The sequence below is a fragment of the Arthrobacter sp. KBS0703 genome (genome assembly GCF_002008315.2).
In the GTDB taxonomy this organism is placed as follows: domain Bacteria; phylum Actinomycetota; class Actinomycetes; order Actinomycetales; family Micrococcaceae; genus Arthrobacter.
Map to the genome: position 1 here is coordinate 1,999,177 of NZ_MVDG02000001.1, position 16,844 is coordinate 2,016,020.

At 65.7% G+C, this 16,844-nt stretch carries 14 protein-coding genes; 9 read left to right on the top strand and 5 right to left on the bottom strand.

Annotated features, from left to right (window positions below):
- Positions 1 to 219 precede the first annotated feature (219 nt).
- Complete coding sequence (locus tag B1A87_RS09475; protein WP_078029821.1) at positions 220 to 1,608, top strand: phosphomannomutase/phosphoglucomutase; 1,389 nt, start codon at positions 220 to 222, stop codon at positions 1,606 to 1,608.
- Here the strand turns inward: B1A87_RS09475 and B1A87_RS09480 are convergent.
- The 3 genes from B1A87_RS09480 to B1A87_RS09490 form a co-directional block, all read right to left on the bottom strand.
- Positions 1,605 to 2,525 (bottom strand): 2-hydroxyacid dehydrogenase, encoded by a 921-nt coding sequence (locus tag B1A87_RS09480; protein ID WP_078029822.1) that lies wholly within the window; start codon positions 2,523 to 2,525, stop codon positions 1,605 to 1,607. The genes B1A87_RS09475 and B1A87_RS09480 overlap by 4 nt on opposite strands.
- Positions 2,522 to 3,304: a DeoR/GlpR family DNA-binding transcription regulator gene (locus tag B1A87_RS09485; RefSeq protein WP_078029823.1), complete on the bottom strand. Its 783-nt coding sequence runs from the start codon at positions 3,302 to 3,304 to the stop codon at positions 2,522 to 2,524. The genes B1A87_RS09480 and B1A87_RS09485 overlap by 4 nt, the downstream gene beginning before the upstream one ends.
- Positions 3,305 to 3,377: 73 nt before the next feature.
- Positions 3,378 to 4,520 (bottom strand): Gfo/Idh/MocA family protein, encoded by a 1,143-nt coding sequence (locus B1A87_RS09490; RefSeq protein WP_078029824.1) that lies wholly within the window; start codon positions 4,518 to 4,520, stop codon positions 3,378 to 3,380.
- 141 nt (positions 4,521 to 4,661) lie between these two features.
- Here B1A87_RS09490 and B1A87_RS09495 point away from each other — a divergent pair, with 141 nt between their 5' ends.
- The 8 genes from B1A87_RS09495 (at position 4,662) to B1A87_RS09530 (ending at position 13,417) form a co-directional block, all read left to right on the top strand.
- On the top strand, positions 4,662 to 5,579 hold the full coding sequence (locus B1A87_RS09495) for a carbohydrate kinase family protein (RefSeq protein ID WP_078029825.1): 918 nt from the start codon (positions 4,662 to 4,664) through the stop codon (positions 5,577 to 5,579).
- A gap of 12 nt (positions 5,580 to 5,591) precedes the next feature.
- A complete protein-coding gene (locus tag B1A87_RS09500; RefSeq protein ID WP_078029826.1) occupies positions 5,592 to 6,476 on the top strand; it encodes an aldolase in 885 nt (294 codons plus the stop codon).
- A gap of 160 nt (positions 6,477 to 6,636) precedes the next feature.
- The gene (locus tag B1A87_RS09505; RefSeq protein WP_260680773.1) at positions 6,637 to 7,881 is read left to right on the top strand and encodes an ABC transporter substrate-binding protein; all 1,245 of its coding nucleotides are present in this window, start codon (positions 6,637 to 6,639) and stop codon (positions 7,879 to 7,881) included.
- The gene (locus B1A87_RS09510; protein ID WP_078029828.1) at positions 7,878 to 8,840 is read left to right on the top strand and encodes a carbohydrate ABC transporter permease; all 963 of its coding nucleotides are present in this window, start codon (positions 7,878 to 7,880) and stop codon (positions 8,838 to 8,840) included. The genes B1A87_RS09505 and B1A87_RS09510 overlap by 4 nt, the downstream gene beginning before the upstream one ends.
- 4 nt (positions 8,841 to 8,844) lie before the next feature.
- Entirely contained in the window at positions 8,845 to 9,660 is an 816-nt protein-coding gene (locus B1A87_RS09515) for a carbohydrate ABC transporter permease (protein ID WP_078029829.1), read from the top strand.
- A 40-nt stretch (positions 9,661 to 9,700) separates the two neighbouring features.
- Positions 9,701 to 11,140 (top strand): NAD-dependent succinate-semialdehyde dehydrogenase, encoded by a 1,440-nt coding sequence (locus B1A87_RS09520; protein ID WP_078029830.1) that lies wholly within the window; start codon positions 9,701 to 9,703, stop codon positions 11,138 to 11,140.
- Complete coding sequence (locus tag B1A87_RS09525) at positions 11,141 to 11,884, top strand: sulfite exporter TauE/SafE family protein (RefSeq protein ID WP_078029831.1); 744 nt, start codon at positions 11,141 to 11,143, stop codon at positions 11,882 to 11,884.
- A gap of 282 nt (positions 11,885 to 12,166) precedes the next feature.
- Positions 12,167 to 13,417: an AGE family epimerase/isomerase gene (locus B1A87_RS09530; protein WP_078029832.1), complete on the top strand. Its 1,251-nt coding sequence runs from the start codon at positions 12,167 to 12,169 to the stop codon at positions 13,415 to 13,417.
- Between the two features lie 1,251 nt (positions 13,418 to 14,668).
- Here B1A87_RS09530 and B1A87_RS09545 read toward each other — a convergent pair.
- Positions 14,669 to 15,670 (bottom strand): sugar phosphate isomerase/epimerase, encoded by a 1,002-nt coding sequence (locus tag B1A87_RS09545; protein WP_144275772.1) that lies wholly within the window; start codon positions 15,668 to 15,670, stop codon positions 14,669 to 14,671.
- 1 nt (position 15,671) lies between these two features.
- The gene (locus B1A87_RS09550) at positions 15,672 to 16,841 is read right to left on the bottom strand and encodes a Gfo/Idh/MocA family protein (RefSeq protein WP_139362936.1); all 1,170 of its coding nucleotides are present in this window, start codon (positions 16,839 to 16,841) and stop codon (positions 15,672 to 15,674) included.
- Positions 16,842 to 16,844: the final 3 nt, after the last annotated feature.

The following is a 16,844-nucleotide window of genomic DNA, read 5'->3' on the forward strand; positions in this document are numbered from 1 at the left end:
TCGCCGCAGTCATTCGACGACCGGCGTCGTTCGGGATCGCCGAGGCGCTGCCGTGGCGCCGGAACGCTCAGGCGTACCCGCACCGTTGCTGCGACCCTGGGCTAGTGCTGAGCCGTTTCCGTGAGACGTGACCTTGACCTGCTAAAGTTGTGTTGAAATTCCAACACTCCGTGTTCGCATAGCTACTAATGCACATGGCCACGACTTCCCGGGAGCAATATGGACCTGTCACCGTCCTTCAAGGCCTATGACGTGAGGGGCCTCGTCGGCGTTTCCATCAGTGAGGAAAGCGCCGAAGCAGTGGGCGCCGCGTTTGTGGACGTGCTGGGCCTGTCCGGCCAGACCATCGCCTGCGGAGGGGACATGCGGCCCTCTTCACCCGGCTTCAGCGGCGCCTTTGCGGCGGGTGCTGCCCGGCGCGGTGCGGACGTGAAGTCCCTGGGCCTTATCTCCACCGATGAGCTTTACTACGTGTGCGGCGCCCTGGACATAGCCGGGGCCATTTTCACCGCGAGCCATAACCCCGCGGAATACAACGGGATCAAGATGGCCAAGGGCGGCGCCGTCCCGGTTTCCGCAGAAACCGGGCTCACGGCCATACGGGATCTGGCCCAGCAGTATGTCGACCGCGGGATCCCCGCAGCCGCGGCCCAGGGCACCGTGTCCACGCTTGACGTGCTCGCGGGTTACGCCGGAAAGCTCCGCTCGCTCGTGCCCTTGAATGCCGTCCGGCCGCTGAAGGTGGTGGTGGACGCCGGCAACGGCATGGCGGGCCTGACCGTTCCCGCGGTCCTTGGGGACCAGTTCCACCCTGCTTTGCCGCTCACTGTTGTGCCGCTGTACTTCGAGCTCGACGGGACGTTCCCCAACCATCCTGCCAACCCCCTTGAGCCGGAGAACCTTCGCGACCTGCAAGCCGCCGTCATCGCCCACGGCGCCGATATTGGCCTGGCCTTCGACGGCGACGCCGACCGCTGCTTCGTGGTCGACGAGAACGGAAGGCCAGTCACGCCGTCGGCCGTTACGGCATTGATTGCCGTCCGGGAGATCCGCCGCGCCCAGGCCGCCGGGGAAGCCGAACCGGTGATCATCCACAACCTGATCACGTCGCGCGCGGTGCCGGAAATTGTTGCCGCCGCGGGCGGACGACCGGTCCGGACCCGGGTGGGGCATTCCTTTATCAAGGCTCGGATGGCCGAGGAGGGCGCCGTGTTCGGCGGCGAACACTCGGCCCACTACTACTTCCGCGACTTCTACAACGCGGACACGGGCATGCTTGCCGCCATGCACGTCCTGGCCGCCCTCGGCGAGCAGGAGCGGCCCTTGTCCGAACTGGCCCGCGAGTTCGACCCGTACGCGGCCAGCGGCGAAATCAACTCATCCGTTGACGGCGTCGACGGCAAGGTGGCGGACGTGCGGGCCAGCTACGCGAACGGTGCCGTAATCGATGAACTCGACGGGCTCAGCGTCAGCAGCGAGGCCGGGGACTGGTGGTTCAACCTGAGGGCCTCCAACACGGAGGAACTGCTGCGGCTTAACGTCGAAGCCGCCGACACCGCCACCATGGCCCAGGTGCGCGACGCCGTCCTCCAGCAGATCCGGGCCTAGCGGCCCAACACCACGTTCACCGGTTCCTCGCCCGCCAGCAGCAACGAGATCTGCTGCCTGACCAGCCGGACCATCCGCGGGAACATCGCCGAGCTCGCCCCGCCCACGTGCGGGGTGATGAGCACGCCGGGAGTGGTCCACAGCGGGTGGCTGGCCGGCAGCGGCTCGGGGTCGGTGACGTCCAGGGCGGCCCGCAGCCGCCCGGACGACGTTTCGGCCCGCAGGGCATCCGTGTCAGCCACCGGGCCTCGGGCCACATTCACCAGCAGCGCTCCGTCCGGCATCGCGGCCAGGAACTTCCGGTCCACCAGCTGGTGCGTGAGCTCACTCAAGGGGACACTGACCACCACGATGTCGTGCAGCGGCAACTGTTCATACAGCGCATCGATCCCGTGGATCCGGCCCCGCTCATCGTCCCGCTCCCCGCTGGCCATCCGCGTCACTTGCGTTTCGAACGGCAGGAGCGTGGCCTCGATGGCCTTCCCCACTCCCCCGTAGCCCACCAGCAGCACGCGTCGGTCCGCAAGGCTGGGCCGCTGGATGTTGTCCCAGGTCCCGGACGCCTGGTTCCGCACGAAGTCGGGCATCCCGCGCTGGCTGGCGATCATCATGCCCACGGCGAGTTCCGCCGTGGACGTCTCGTGGACCCCGGCCGCATTGGCGAAAACACAACCGTCGGGCAGGACGGCAGCCACGCCGTCATAGCCGATCGACTGGCTCTGCACCAGCCCCACCTCAACGCCGTCCAGCGCGGCCAGCGCCGCTGGCTTGCCCATGTAGGGCGGCACCAGCAGGTCTAAACGGCCCGACGGCGGCGGTCCGCTAAGGTCCCACAGGACAAACTCGACGCCGGCAATCGGATCGAGCGCGTCCAGCATCTTCCGGTCGGGCAGGGCCACCCGCAGCGGCACGCTCACGCGGCCACCACGATCTTGACGTTGGCGGCACCCAGTGCGTCCTCGATCTCCCGGGGCGGCGGCGCGTCCGTCACCAGCACGTCCACGGCGTCGAAGGCGGCGAGCCGCGCCAGCGCGTACCGCAGCATTTTCTGGTGCGTTGCCACCACCACCACCTGTTCAGCTGAGTCCATAAGGGCGATCTTAGTGGCGCGCTCCACGTCCCGCTCGATGTAGAACGCCTCGTCGTGGAGCCCGCTGACCCCGATAAACGCCGTTTTGGCCCGGAGGCCGGAGGCGGCGCTCACCGTCATGGGACCGTTGAACGCCTGGCTGTCCAGGAGCAGCTCACCTCCGAGGCAGATGGTCCGCGCCGCCGTCAGCTGCAGGCAGCGCTGGATGGCGGGCGCGGAGTGCGTGATGATGGTGCCCGCGAACGTCGGCGGCAACTCCAGAGCAATTTGGTACGTGGTGGTTCCGGCGTCCAGGATGATGGCGTCCCGCTCGCCGATCATGGACACGCAGGCCCGGGCCACCCGCTGCTTGGCGTCAGCATCCTCCCGGACCCGGGCCGCGAAGTCCGCGTTCTGCCCGCTGGCGTTGACGGCGCTGACGCCGCCGTGGACCACCCGTGCCAGCCCCTTTTGGGAAAGCACGCGGGTGTCCCGGCGCACCGTCATGTCCGAGACCGCGAACGTTTCGGCGAGGTCCATCGTGGAGATGAAGCCCCGCTGCTCGAGGTGGTCCAGGATGGTGCGCTGGCGGGGCGTCAACGGCGCCTCTTTCGGTGAGCTGCTCATATCCCCTTCTCCTGCTTCCCTTAATCGGGCGAATTAGGCCTGCCAGGGTGTTGCAATTCCAACACAAATCTACTCAGTGACTGAGCCCGACACCGGCATTCGTCAGCTCTACGGGGCGTCCTTCGATGATGGAGCGCTCGGCCGCCAGGCCCATGCGCACTGACTGCAGGCCGTCGGCAACCGTAACTTCCACCGGCCCGTCACCCAGGATGGCCTTGCGGTAGCCAAGGTGTTCATAGTACGTGGAGCCGTGGTGGGCGCCGGCAGCGAGGACGGCCTCGTCCACAGGAACCTCGTGCATCTCCGGCCCCAGCGGCGCGCGCGGGCTGAATTCCACCGTCGCCTCGGCCTCGTCGCCCTCGATCCAGTGGTTGGCTGCCACCGGGATAAGGGTCTCGATCTTGGCGGCGTCGCCCACAATGGAGATCCGCTCCTGGAACTTGGAGCCCTCGGCGAACATGGACAACTCCAGCATGGCACGGCGTCCGCCCTTGAAGTCCACAATCACGTAGGCGTTGTCGATCATGTCCGACACCCTGCCGTTGTACACCTCGTCCATATGGTTGACGTCGTGGCCGCCGCTGGCGTAGACGCGGACGGGTTCGTCCTGCAGGATCAGCCGCATCAGGTCAAAGAAGTGGCAGCACTTCTCCACCAGCGTGCCTCCGGTCCGCTCCGCGAAGCGGTTCCAGGCGTCCACCTTATGCAGGAAGGGGAAGCGGTGCTCCACGATGGAGAGCATGTACACGTTGCCGAGCCTGCCGCCGTGGGCTGCCTGAATGATCTCCTGCACCGGCGGCATGTAGCGGTACTCCATGGCAACCCACACCGGCGCGGTGTAGTCGGCCGCCAGCGCTTCAAGCTCGTCGGCCTGTTCCGCCGTGGTGCACACGGGCTTTTCCACCAGCACGGGCAGGTTGGTGCCGCTCGCGAAGATGTCCTTGAGGATGGCCAGGTGGGTGTCGTTGGGGCTGGCGATCACCAGCGCATCCACGAGGCCCGAATCCAGCAGTTCCCGGTGGTGCGGGAAGGTCTGGACTTCGTAGCCGATCTCGGCCACCGTCTCCTCAAGGGACGACGCCTGGGGGTCGGAGACGGCAGTGATCCGGCTTCCGGGGATCAGGGCGAGGTTCCGGACGTGTTCGCGGGCCATGTGGCCGGCGCCGATGAGGCCATAACGAATTGTCCGTACCGGTTCCACAGAAGGCAATGACATGAGCTGCTCCGTTTCTCTACGTTGAGTTTTTGGGGGACCGCGGCGTTGCATCCCAAACAGAAGTATACCGAAAGTGTTGTTATTCCAACATAGCGTGTGTATATTTCTTCAGTATCAGCCGTAACTACAACGAGGTGGAACGTGTCCCAACCATCATCCGGAACCCTGCTCTTCGTAGGCTGCGCCACTCTTGACTCCATTGCAGTCGTCCAGGATTACCCCGCCGCGGACAGCCGCACCGTCGCCATGGACTTCGCGACGGCAGGCGGCGGCCCGGCTGCCACCGCAGCCGTAGCGGCTGCCCGCGCGGGCGCACACACAGCCTTCGCAGGCGTCCTCGGAACGGACGAGGAAGGCGACCGCATCATCGCCGGACTGCAGGCAGAAGGCGTGGACACCTCCGCGGTGGTCCGCGATCCCGATGTCAAGACCGGCGCGAGCGTAATTGTTGTCAGCCAGGCCTCCGAAAGCCGGGCCATTGTCACCCGGCCCGTGCCGCCGGTCAGCTTTCCAGCCGGCAGCCGGTTCCATGAACTGGTGGAATCGGCCGCCTGGGTCCACGTGGACCATCTGGGCTGGAACGCCGTCGCTTCCCTTCCGGCCTTCGGCGCCGGAACCCTGAAGGTCAGCGTGGATGCCGGCAACCCCATCGCGTCCTTCAGCCCGCGGGGCGTGGCCCTCTACGTCCCAACCATTGAACGGCTCCACGCAGAGTACGGCGGGCACCACTCCCCCGAAGCGCTCCTGGGCAAAGCGGTCGACGACGGCGCCTCCGCCGTCGTCGCCACCGCCGGCTCTGAAGGCGCCTGGGTCAGGGACGGCAACGCGGACCCGCTCCACGTGCCGGCCACACCGGCCACCATCGTCTCCACCCTTGGCGCGGGCGACGTCTACCACGGCGCCCTCCTCGCCGCTGTTGCCGCCGGCCTGCCGCTGGCGGACGCCGCAGCTTTCGCCGGTCGCACCGCCTCCGCCTCCTGCGAAGGACTGGACGGCCGTTCCAAAATCCCGCACCAGACCATCACCCCCGCCTTTGCCTCCAACCACAGCCCTAGCTGAAAGAAGCAGCACATGACCCTCACAGACCTCTCACCCCTCCAGCGCCCGTCCGGCGCCTTCGCGATGCTCGCCGTGGACCAGCGCGAGGCGATGCGCAACATGATCGCCGAACACCAGGAAGACCCCGTCACGGACCAGGACCTCCAGGACTTCAAGCTCCAGGCCGCCAAAATCCTCACCCCCTATGCCTCCGGCGTCCTCATCGATAGGCAGTTCGCCCTCGACCAGGCCATCGAGGACAACGTGGTTGACCCCGGCTGCGGACTCATCGCCTCCGCCGACCACTTCGAAACCGCGCACGGCGAGCTGGTGGGCGAAGTGACCATCGACCGGCTGGTGGACCCGCACAAATACGCTGCCCTCGGCGTCAAGGCCCTCAAGCTGCTGGTGCTGTACCGCCCGGACGAGCCCGCCGACGGCCGCGTGGCCATGGTCCGCGAATTCGTGGAGATTTGTAAGTCCGCCGGGCTCATCAGCATCATCGAACCTGTATCCCGCAAACCACTCTCCGGCGATGACTTCGACTGGAACGCAGGCATCCTGGCCGCTGCCAAGGAACTGGGGAGCCTGGGCGCCGACCTCTACAAGGCCGAGGTTCCCTTCCACGGCCAGGCTCCCGAAGCCGACGTGCGCGCAGCCTGCGCCGACCTGACGCGGGCCATCAACGGCCCGTGGGTGGTCCTTTCCTCCGGCGTCCCCGAGGATGTTTTCCCCGACGCAGTCCGGTGGGCCTGCCTCGAAGGCGCCAGCGGCTTCCTCTCCGGACGCGCCGTCTGGGCGTCCTGCATCGGCGCCACCGACGTCGTCGACTCCCTGTCCACTGACGCCGTCCGGCGGCTGCAGCGCCTGTGCGCCGTGGTGGACGACGTGGTCTCGTCGCAAAAGACCAGTGCATGAGCAGTCCCGACGCGCCAAGCGCTTCCTGGTGACAGCCATTCCGTAGGCAACAAGCAAGGCACAGCAAAACACTCAACGAGGAGAAAATTGTGAGTCAGATTTCACGCAGGCAGGCCATCGCGATTCTCGGAGCCCTGGGCTTCGGAGCAACTGCGGCAGCATGCGCCGGGCCGGGCCTGTCTCTTATACACATCTAGATGTGCATAAGAGACACGGGGCCGGCCGCCCCGTCCACCGGCGCCGTCACCGGCAAGGTGTCTCTTATACACATCTAGATGTGTATAAGAGACAGGGCGAGGACAAGGCGGTGTTCGATGAACTCATCAAGCGCTTCGCTGCAAAGCACGACGGCGTGGAGGTTGCCCAGGACATCTCCACCTCCAACGACTACAACGCCCAGGGCCTGCAGAAGGTCCGCGGCGCAGCCATCGGTGACGCGTTTGCGACCTTCCGCGGCGCCCAGTTCAAGAACTTCACCGAGGCCGGCATCTACACCGAGCTCAAGGACAGCAAGGCAGTAGGCAACTACCAGCCGGGCCTGCTTTCCGCCGGGAAGTCCGGCGACAGCCAGCTGGGCCTGCCGTACCAGGTGGTCTTCCCCATGCCGATGGCCAACGCGGACCTGTTCGCCAAAGCCGGCGCGGACATCGCACCGAAGAACTGGGACGGGTTCCTGGCCATGTGCGAGAAGCTCGCAGCTTCCGGCGTCATCCCGATCTCCTGGCCGGGCGGCGACGTGGGAAACGGCGGCCAGCTGTTCAACTGCATGATCGCCAACAACGCCCCCGTCGACGACATGTGCGCCCAGATCGAGCAGGGCAAGCTCAAGGTCACCGACGACTGGTTCATCAAGATGCTCAATCAGTACAAGGAACTTATCCCCTACCTGCAGCCCAATGCCACCGGCACCGCGGTGGAGCCGGCGCAGAACCTGTTCTCCCAGGGAAAAGCCGCGATGCTCGCCACCGGCTCGTACCACATCGCTGCCGTCCGCGGACTGGGGGCAACGTTCCCCATCGAGCTCGTCTTCCCCAACACCTCGGACGGCTCCGGCAAGTACGAGGGCGCCTACAACGCCACGTTCATCCTGGGCGTCAACTCAGCCAGCAAGAACCAGGCCGCCGCGGCAGCATGGATCGATTTTCTGTCCGAGCCGGAGAACGCCGGCTACTACGCCAACCAGACGGCCCAGCACGTGACCGTGGACAAGGTGGAGTACACCAACCCGGACCTGAAGCGCCTGAGCCCCTGGCTTGAGAAAAAGACGGCGCTGGCCGCCCGGTTCCAGTTCCAGAACCTTGATGTCCGCAACGCGGTGGAGGCCAGTGCCACGGCTGTCGTCTCGGGCACCAGCCCCGAGCAGGCCGCCGAAGCCGCCCAGAAGATTGTTGACGAACGGCTATGAGCACCCACACCAAAATGGCTGCCGAACGGAAGGCCCCGGACGGCGGAACTGAAACCGACGCAGCGACGAGGCGCCGCCGCTCCCCCACGCGGGCGAATCCGGCACTGTATCTCTTCCCGCTTCCCGCCGTCGCCATCATTGCGTTCTTCCTGGTGATGCCCACCCTGCAGGCGTTCCAGTACGCCATCACGGACTGGAACGGCTTCTCCGCGGCGTTCAACTACGTGGGGCTGGACAACTTCGTCCGTGCCTTCACCAAGGACTCGCTTTTCACCAACGCGCTGACCAACAACCTGAAGTTTGTGCTGATGGTGGTCATCGCGCAGACGGCCTTCTCCCTGGTGCTGGCCCTGCTCCTGACGAAGAATTCACGCGGCAGCATCCTGCTCCGCGCCCTGTTCTTCTTCCCCACCATCCTGTCCTCCGTCTCCGTGGCCTTCATCTGGAAGTTCATCTACGACCCCAACTTCGGCCTGGCCAATGCGGTCCTCGGCGGAGTTGGCCTGGAAGCCCTGCAGGGTTCCTACCTCGGAAACAACGCCCAGGCCCTGTACTGGGTGGCCGTGACGCAGGTCTGGTTCCACGCGGGACAGATGATGGTGGTCTACATCGCCGGCCTGCAGGCCATCCCGCGGGAACTGTATGAGGCCGCGGAGATGGACGGCGCCGGGAAATGGCAGCAGTTCAAGTCCATCACCTGGCCGTTTGTGGCCCCGGCAACGTCAATCGTCGTCGCCTACACCACCGTCCAGTCGTTCAAGGCCTTCGACCTGATCCTGGGCATCGCGGGGAACCCGCCCAAGCAGTCCTTGGATATCCTCTCCACCCGCATTTACAGCACCTTTGCCAACTCGGAATTCGGCTACGCCGCCGCCCAGTCGATCATCTTTATGGCGATGATCGCCTTGGTCACCTGGCTCCAGCGCCGGTTGCTCCGGCTGACCCCGAAGGGGGAATGACAGCATGCTCGCTTCACTAAGTCGCCGCGCAATTCTCGGAATCTACGCGGTCATCATCATCGTTCCGCTGACCGTGGTGGGGTTCGGCAGCTTCAAGTCCACGCAGGAACTCTTCGCCGGGCCGTTCAGCCTGCCGCAGTCCCTCTCACCCGCCAACTACGCGGAGGTGATCGGCGGCCAGGATCTGGGGTCGTCGTTCATGAACAGCGTCATTGTCACCGCCATCTCCGTCCCCCTGACCCTATTCCTGGCCAGCCTGGCCGGGTACGCCATCTCCCGGCTCAAGGGGTTTATGGCCTGGGCCATCTTCGGTTTCCTGGTCCTGGGCATGGCCATCCCGGCGCAGGCCAACATGGTGCCGTTGTACGTCCTGTTCGGCCGGCTCGGTCTGCTGGACAGCCTGGCAGGCCTGGTGCTGGCCAACGTCGTGTCCACCCTGCCCATCGCCGTCTTTATCCTCGGCGGGTTCATGCGGACCCTGCCCAAGGAGCTGTACGAGGCATCCTCCATTGACGGCACCGGCCCGTGGCGGACGTACGTCTCCATCGCGCTCCCCCTGTCCGCCCCGTCAGTGGCCGCAGCAGCGATCTTCCTGTTCGTCATCCACTGGAACGAACTCCTCTATCCGCTGCTGTTCATCCAGTCCCCGGGCAACCGGACCCTGCCGCTGGCACTGCTCAGCTTCCAGGGCGAGTTCCAAACCAACTACCCGCTCCTGTTCGCCGGTGTCATCCTGGCGTCCCTGCCCGTGGTGGTCGCCTACGTCTTCCTGCAGCGCTACTTCGTTGCCGGGATTACCGCCGGAGCAAGCAAGGGATGAGGACCCCGGACCTCCACCAGCCCAACGAAAGGCAACATACGTGAACCTGAAATCAGCCCGACACCTGGTGAATGGAACCTGGCACACGGCCGGCAGTTCCAAGGACGTGACCGACCCCGGAAACGGCAGCACGGTTGGCGAAGTGGCCTGGGGCACCGCCGAAGACGCCACTGCCGCTGCAGGCGCCGCGGCCGACGCCTTCGGTTCCTGGTCCCGGACCACCGCGCGCCACCGGGCAGACCTGCTCCGGAACGCCGCCGACCTGCTGGCCGAACGCCGCGACGAACTGGCCCACATCCTGGCCCTGGAAGCCGGAAAACGGCTCCCGGAAGCCCAGGGTGAGGTGGACTTCTCGGTGGAATACTTCCGCTGGTTCGCCGAGGAAGTCCGCCGCTCCACCGGCACCGTCAGCCCGCCCGAACTCCAGGGCCGGCGCCACCTCAGCCTCCGCAAACCCATCGGCGTGGCACTCAGCCTCACCCCGTGGAACTTTCCCGTATCCATCCAGGCCCGCAAACTCGCCGCAATGCTGGCCGCAGGCTGCACCGTGGTGGGCCGGGTCTCCGAAAAGGCGCCGCTCGCCGCCACCGGACTGTTCGAGGTCCTGCACGAGGCCGGGTTCCCCGCCGGCGTCGTTAACCTGGTCCACGGACCCTCGCGCGAAATCACCGCAGCCCTGCTCCAACACCCCGCCGTGCGGGCCGTCAGCTTCACCGGATCCACCGGCGTAGGCCGTCAGATCATGGCCTCCGCTTCAGAACGCGTGGTCCGTCCGCTGCTTGAACTGGGCGGCAACGCACCGTTCATCGTCTTCGAGGACGCGGACCTGGACGCAGCCGTCGACGGCGCCGTCCTGGGCCGGCTCCGCAACACCGGCCAGTCGTGCGTGGCAGCGAACCGATTCCTGGTTCAGGACAGCATCGCCGACGAGTTCACCCGGAAGCTGGGCGCGCGCTTCGACGCGATGAGCATCGGGCATGGCGTCCCCGAGGGCGGCGCAACGGTCCCGGACCTTGGTCCCATGATCGACGCCGAGCGGGTGACCGCCGTTCAGGCCCTCGTGGATGACGCCCTGAACCGCGGCGCCCGGCGCGTCACGCAGCGGACCGATGTCCCCCGGCAGGGCGCGTTTATGGCCCCCACACTGCTCACGGACGTCCCCGACGACGCACCCCTGGTGAGCGAAGAAGTGTTCGGCCCGGCGGCCGGCGTCGTGACCTTTTCTTCCGAGGAGGACGCCATCCGCAAGGCGAACGCCACAGAGATGGGCCTCGCCGCGTACGTCTGGAGCCGCGATCCCAAGCGCGCCTGGGATGTCCCCGAACGCCTGGAAGCCGGCATCGTGGGGGTCAACGATCCCCTCCCCTCCGTGGCGTTCGCCCCCATGGGCGGCGCCAAGCAGTCCGGCCTGGGCCGCGAAGGAGCAAGCCTTGGCCTCGAGGAGTTCGAGGAGGTCCAGTACGTGGCCTGGAGGCCGTAAATGCTGACCACCGGGCTCGTGCTGGGCGCCGTTGTCATGGGAGCCGGGATGCAGCGCATCACCGGCATGGGCTTCGCCCTGGTGGCAGCCCCCTTCCTGGTACTGCTCCTGGGCCCGGTGGAGGGGGTCGTATTGGTGAACGTCTGCGGCGCCGTGACCGCGGGGGCCATCATCTTCCGGGTGGTGCGGGACATCGACTGGAAGCGGTACGCGGCACTGGCGGCGTCGGCGCTGCTGGGAATCATCCCCGCAGCCTTCCTGATCCGGCTCATCCCGCCGGCGGTGCTGGAGATCTCCATCGGGGTGCTCCTCGCCGTCGGGCTCACCTTTTTGCTTGGCCTCAAGTCCGCCACGCTTCCTCCGCGCCGCCGCTACCTGTTCACGGCCGGCGGCCTGAGCGGGTTTATGAATACGGCGGCCGGGGTGGGCGGGCCTGCCGTCAGCATGTACTCCATCGCCACCCGGTGGCAGCACAAATCCTTCGCTGCCACCATGCAACCGTACTTTTTCACCATCGGCGTGTTCTCCCTGATCTCCAAGGCCCTCACTGCCCCGGCCACCTTCCCCGCACTGCCCTGGGGAATGTGGGTGGCCGTCGCCGTGGCCTGCCTCGCAGGCCTGGTGCTGGGCGACGTCGCTGCCCGGTTCGTCCCGGCGCGGGCCGCCCAGGTCCTGCTGATCGTCCTGGCCTACCTGGGAGCGGCTGCCACCATCATCCGCGGTGTGCTCGATGCCATCGGCTAGCAGCCGCTGCTGCACCACCCCATCCCCTCAACCATCAACGAAAGGGCTGCCATGGCTCTCGTCTCCCCACAAGATAACCCACTGCGCGTGTCCACCAACAAGGGCGAGACCGTCACCCTGACGCTTGATGCGGGCGCTCCAGTGACCATACAGCTTGATGTTCGAGGGCAGTGCAGCTGCGGGGGCACTGCCAGAGTTGCTGGCGCATACACAGACACCGACTTCGGCACTCACTAATCAGGCATCATTCTCAATCTGCACCCACCATGGAAAGGAAATAACATGACGTGGCTGAACAGCGCCGCTCACGCGCGATGGCTGGAGTCCGAAACCGATCGGCTGATCAATTTCGCCGCGGGTTCAAAGGTGCCCACCGGATTCGGCTGGCTCGACAACAACGGCGCGGTGTTCACCGACAAGCCGACCCACCTCTGGATTACCGCGCGGATGGTTCATAGTTTCGCCGTCGCTGCCCTGATGGGGCGGCCAGGCGCTGCTACCCTCGTCGACCACGGCATCGCCGCCCTCAACGGAGTCTTCCACGATGATGAGTTCGGCGGCTGGTATGCCGAGGTAGACGGGAACGGACCGGTAAACGACACCAAGTCCGGTTACCAGCACTCCTTCGTGCTCCTCGCGGCTGCCAGCGCCGTTGCGGCCAACCGCCCGGGCGCCAAGGAATTGCTCGACGAGGCACTGCGCATCGCTGACACCAGGTTCTGGGACCACGACGCCGGCATGTGCTTCGACTCGTGGAACCGGGAATTTACGGAAACTGAAGCATACCGTGGCGGTAACGCGAGCATGCATTCCGTCGAGGCGTACCTCATCGTCGCCGATGTGACCGGGGAGAACCGCTGGCTCGAACGGGCCCTCCACATCGCCGAGGTGCTCATCCACGACTTTGCGCGCAACAACAACTACCGGGTCTTCGAGCACTTCGACCCGGAGTGGAACCCCATGCCGGAGTACAACACCGATGACCGGGCCAGCCAGTTCCGCGCGTACGGCGGAACCCCCGGCCACTGGGTTGAGTGGGCACGCCTGCTCCTGCACATCCGCGCCGGGCTCGAAGCCCGCGGCATGGACGTCCCAGCCTGGCTGCTGGACGACGCACGGGGCCTGTTCGACGCCGCCATCCGCGACGCCTGGCAGCCGGACGGCCATCCCGGATTTGTTTACACCGTCGACTGGGAAGGCAAGCCGGTTGTCACCACCCGCATCCGCTGGGTTCCCGCCGAGGCAATCGGGGGCGCGGCAGCTCTGTACATCGCCACCGGCGAGAAGAAGTATTCAGAATGGTACGAACGAATCTGGGACCACGCCCGCGACTGGTTCATCGATTACGAGCACGGATCCTGGAAGCAGGAACTCGACGAGCACGGCAATGTCACCTCCACTGTGTGGTCGGGCAAGGCGGACATCTACCACCTCTGGCACTGCCTGGTAGTGCCGCGACTTCCACTGGCGCCGGGGCTTGCTCCCGCCGTCGCGGCCGGCCTGCTGGATGCAGGGCTTGCTGCGTCCAGGTAACACGAGAAACCTGCGGCCCCTGATTTCGTGGATCCTGTGGAAAGCCGCTAGTTAGACACCCAGCAACCCAGAGTAGGTGACCATAGTGGTCACCTACTCTGGGCAGTACGGACGCCTCCTTCAGGGCACTCTCCGACCCACACGCCGGGACTTGCTCGGTGAAGCGAACATCGTCGAGAAATCACGCCTAGGTCACCTCGTCAACACAACCAGGTCGGATAACCCCACATCCCAGCAAGTAGAGGACCCACCAGCCAAGGCCCTGAACCCGCCACCCACCCAACCGAAGAGGCCATCGCGGGCGCCAGCCACAGACCGCGGAAAGCGTCAGAGGGACCCATGGATGGTCAATGTCCACACATTAAAGCAAAAACCCCTCTGACGAGGGGTCATGCGTGCCCGAGGTGGGACTCGAACTACATTCCAGCCCGTGCAAATACTGGGAACCCGCGAAAACATGCGGAATCCGAGCCAGTCCGGCCGATATACGACCCAGTCCGGAGCCCAATCTGTGGACATTGTCCACGCGCCCCTTTCGCCGCTTCAAAGCCTTCAGATCAAACGGCTGGCGCAATTCGTGGTCGTCCAGTTTACTTGTTCAAGAGGGAAATATTGTGGCTCCACCTCAATTGTCCAGACGGTGTCTGGACAATTGATTCCGGCCGTTCCAAACTGCGGCGAAGGCGCGCATGTTGTAAAGATTGCTTCGGGCGCATCAATGCCAGCCTCGGCCCACCGTCCGCAGCGAATCGTGCGATTAGTGTGCATGTCCCGTCCTTGCGGGGGCTTTCCAGGTGGCCCATTTCCGCGGTTCTGCTGAGGGCCGGCCTAGAACGTATCCTTGACCTGAGTACATGCCCAGTCCGGTCACGGCTGCCTGCTCAGCCTCGCTTTCCATGACTTCGGCGACGAGCTGTGCCTTTGATCTGTCGAGCGAATTCGACCACGGCCGCGCCGAGGCGCGTTGGCCGGAGTCTTGGTCGACACCGGCGATGAGGCTCCGGTTTTGATGATGTCAGGGTGCAGGCGCAGGATATGGCGCACGGAGGCGAACTCTGCTCCGGCATCGTCGGCCGCTATCCTCAGACCTTGCCCGCGGAGGGGGCAGTGACCCCCAAGCAAGGCATACGCCGCCACGGCCAGATTTGGATCGCCCGTACCGGAGGGTCTGGTTACGCTCACCAAGCCGTGCAGCCGCAAATGCGCCTGCGCGGTATTGCGGCCGGCCACCACTGGACGGCTGTCCCTTTGTCAGTCTTTGCTGCTGAATGCGGCGTCGAAGCTGGTCTGCGACGCCGGGAAGTCGAACTTCTTCAGCGCCGCCAGGGCCTCCGGTGCGCCGTGGAGGCGGTCCATGCCGGCGTCTTCCCATTCGATGCTGATGGGTCCGTTATAGCCGATGGCGGTGAGGGCGCGGAAGGAGGATTCCCAGGGGACGTCGCCGCGTCCGGCGGAGACGAAGTCCCAGCCCCGGCGTGGGTCGCCCCAGGGCAGGTGGGAGCCGAGGACGGTGTTCCGGCCGGTGGGGCGGAGCTTGGTGTCTTTGCAGTCCACGTGGTAGATCCGGTCTTTGAAGTCCCAGATGAAGGAGACGGGGTCGATGCCCTGCCACATGAAGTGGGAGGGGTCCCAGTTCAGCCCGAACGCGGGACGGTGGCCGATGGCTTCGAGGGTGCGGACGGTGGTCCAGTAGTCGTAGGCGATCTCACTCGGGTGGACTTCGTGGGCGAAACGGACCCCGCACTCGTCGAAGACGTCCAGGATGGGGTTCCAGCGGTCCGCGAAGTCCTGGTAGCCGGCCTCGATGACCTTTTCCGGCACGGGCGGGAACATCGCGACGTACTGCCAGATGGAGGAGCCGGTGAACCCGACGACGGTGTCCACGCCGAGGGCTTTGGCGAGCCGGGCGGTGTGCTTCATTTCCTCGGCGGCGCGTTGCCGGACGCCTTCGGGGTCGCCGTCGCCCCAGACTTTGGACCCGACGATCGCTTCGTGGCGGAAGTCGATGGGGTCATCGCAGACGGCCTGGCCCTTGAGGTGGTTGGAGATGGCCCAGACCTTGAGGTTGTATTTGTCCAGGACCGCGAGTTTGGAGTCGACGTAGCCGGGTTCGTCCCAGCGCCAGGCGTCCAGATGGTCCCCGGAGACAGCGATTTCCAGGCCGTCGTAGCCCCAGCCGGACGCCAAACGCGCGACTTCCTCGAACGGGAGGTCGGCCCACTGGCCGGTGAAGAGGGTGTAGGGGCGGGGCATGTCAGGCTCCCTCTGCGGGGGCGTTGGCCAGTTGGATGATGGAACTCTTGGCGGCGGCGGATTCTTCGACGGCGCTCAGGATGCGCTGGACGGTTAAGCCATCCTCGAACGACGGCGACGGCTGGGTCCCGGCGGCGATCGCCAGCAGGAAGTCACGGACCTCGTGCGTGAAAGTGTGCTCCCAGCCGATGGTGTGTCCCTGCGGCCACCACGCGGCCATGTAGGGGTGCTCGGGCTCGTTGATCAGGATCCGCCGGAATCCCTGCTCACGCGCGGGCGCCGTGGCGTCCAGGAAGCCGAGTTCATTGATGGTCTCCAGATCGAAGAGAATGGCGCCCTTCTCGCCATAGACCTCAAGCTTAAGCGAATTCTTCTGGCCGGTGGCCACCCGGGACACCTCGACGGAGGCGATTGCCCCGGAGGCCAGGGACAGCGTGGCCCAGGCGGCGTCGTCGACCGTTACGTCTTCCAGCCCGGCCGGCCCCGGGCGTTGGGTGGTGAACGTGTGGGTCCGGCCCGAGACCTCCCTGACCTGGTCTCCGAGCAGGAACAGGACCTGGTCGATGGCGTGGGAGGCGATGTCGCCCAGTGCCCCGGAACCTGCGGTTTCCTTCTTGAGCCGCCAGGTCATGGGTCCTGTTTCGTCGGCGAGCCAGTCCTGCAGGTACGCGGCCCGGACGTGCCGGACCATGCCGAGCCTGCCTTCACTGATGAGCTCCTTCGCGAGGGCCAGGGCCGGGACCCGGCGGTAATTAAAGCCCACCATCGATTGCACGCCCTTTGCCCTGGCGGCCCGGGCGGCGTTCGCCATCGCTTCGGCTTCGGCCAGGGTATTGGCCAGCGGCTTCTCCAGCAGCACGTGCTTGCCGGCTTCAAGGGCGGCGATGGCGATTTCGGCATGCATCCAGCCCGGAGCGCAGATGTCCACCACGTGGATGTCGTCGCGGTCCAGCACAGTGCGCCAGTCCGTGGCCGTTTCCTTCCAGCCGTACTTCGCGGCGGCCTCCGAAACGGCGTCGAAGTCGCGGCCAACCATGACCTTTTGGTCGAACGCCGGGACGTCGAAGAAGGAGGCCACGTTCCGCCAGGCATTGGAGTGTGCTTTGCCCATAAAGGCGTAGCCAATCATCGCCACGCCCAGGGTTCTGGGCGGGTTGTTTGGGGGGGACATCGT

Excerpts from the sequence above, each read along its gene's own strand:
- B1A87_RS09510 (WP_078029828.1), top strand. The coding sequence starts at position 7,878 with ATGAGCACCCACACCAAAATGGCTGCCGAACGGAAGGCCCCGGACGGC.
- B1A87_RS09475 (WP_078029821.1), top strand. The coding sequence starts at position 220 with ATGGACCTGTCACCGTCCTTCAAGGCCTATGACGTGAGGGGCCTCGTC.
- B1A87_RS09525 (WP_078029831.1), top strand. The coding sequence starts at position 11,141 with ATGCTGACCACCGGGCTCGTGCTGGGCGCCGTTGTCATGGGAGCCGGG.
- B1A87_RS09500 (WP_078029826.1), top strand. The coding sequence starts at position 5,592 with ATGACCCTCACAGACCTCTCACCCCTCCAGCGCCCGTCCGGCGCCTTC.
- B1A87_RS09485 (WP_078029823.1), bottom strand. The coding sequence starts at position 3,304 with ATGAGCAGCTCACCGAAAGAGGCGCCGTTGACGCCCCGCCAGCGCACC.
- B1A87_RS09490 (WP_078029824.1), bottom strand. The coding sequence starts at position 4,520 with ATGTCATTGCCTTCTGTGGAACCGGTACGGACAATTCGTTATGGCCTC.
- B1A87_RS09530 (WP_078029832.1), top strand. The coding sequence starts at position 12,167 with ATGACGTGGCTGAACAGCGCCGCTCACGCGCGATGGCTGGAGTCCGAA.
- B1A87_RS09515 (WP_078029829.1), top strand. The coding sequence starts at position 8,845 with ATGCTCGCTTCACTAAGTCGCCGCGCAATTCTCGGAATCTACGCGGTC.
- B1A87_RS09550 (WP_139362936.1), bottom strand. The coding sequence starts at position 16,841 with ATGTCCCCCCCAAACAACCCGCCCAGAACCCTGGGCGTGGCGATGATT.
- B1A87_RS09545 (WP_144275772.1), bottom strand. The coding sequence starts at position 15,670 with ATGCCCCGCCCCTACACCCTCTTCACCGGCCAGTGGGCCGACCTCCCG.
- B1A87_RS09505 (WP_260680773.1), top strand. The coding sequence starts at position 6,637 with ATGCGCCGGGCCGGGCCTGTCTCTTATACACATCTAGATGTGCATAAG.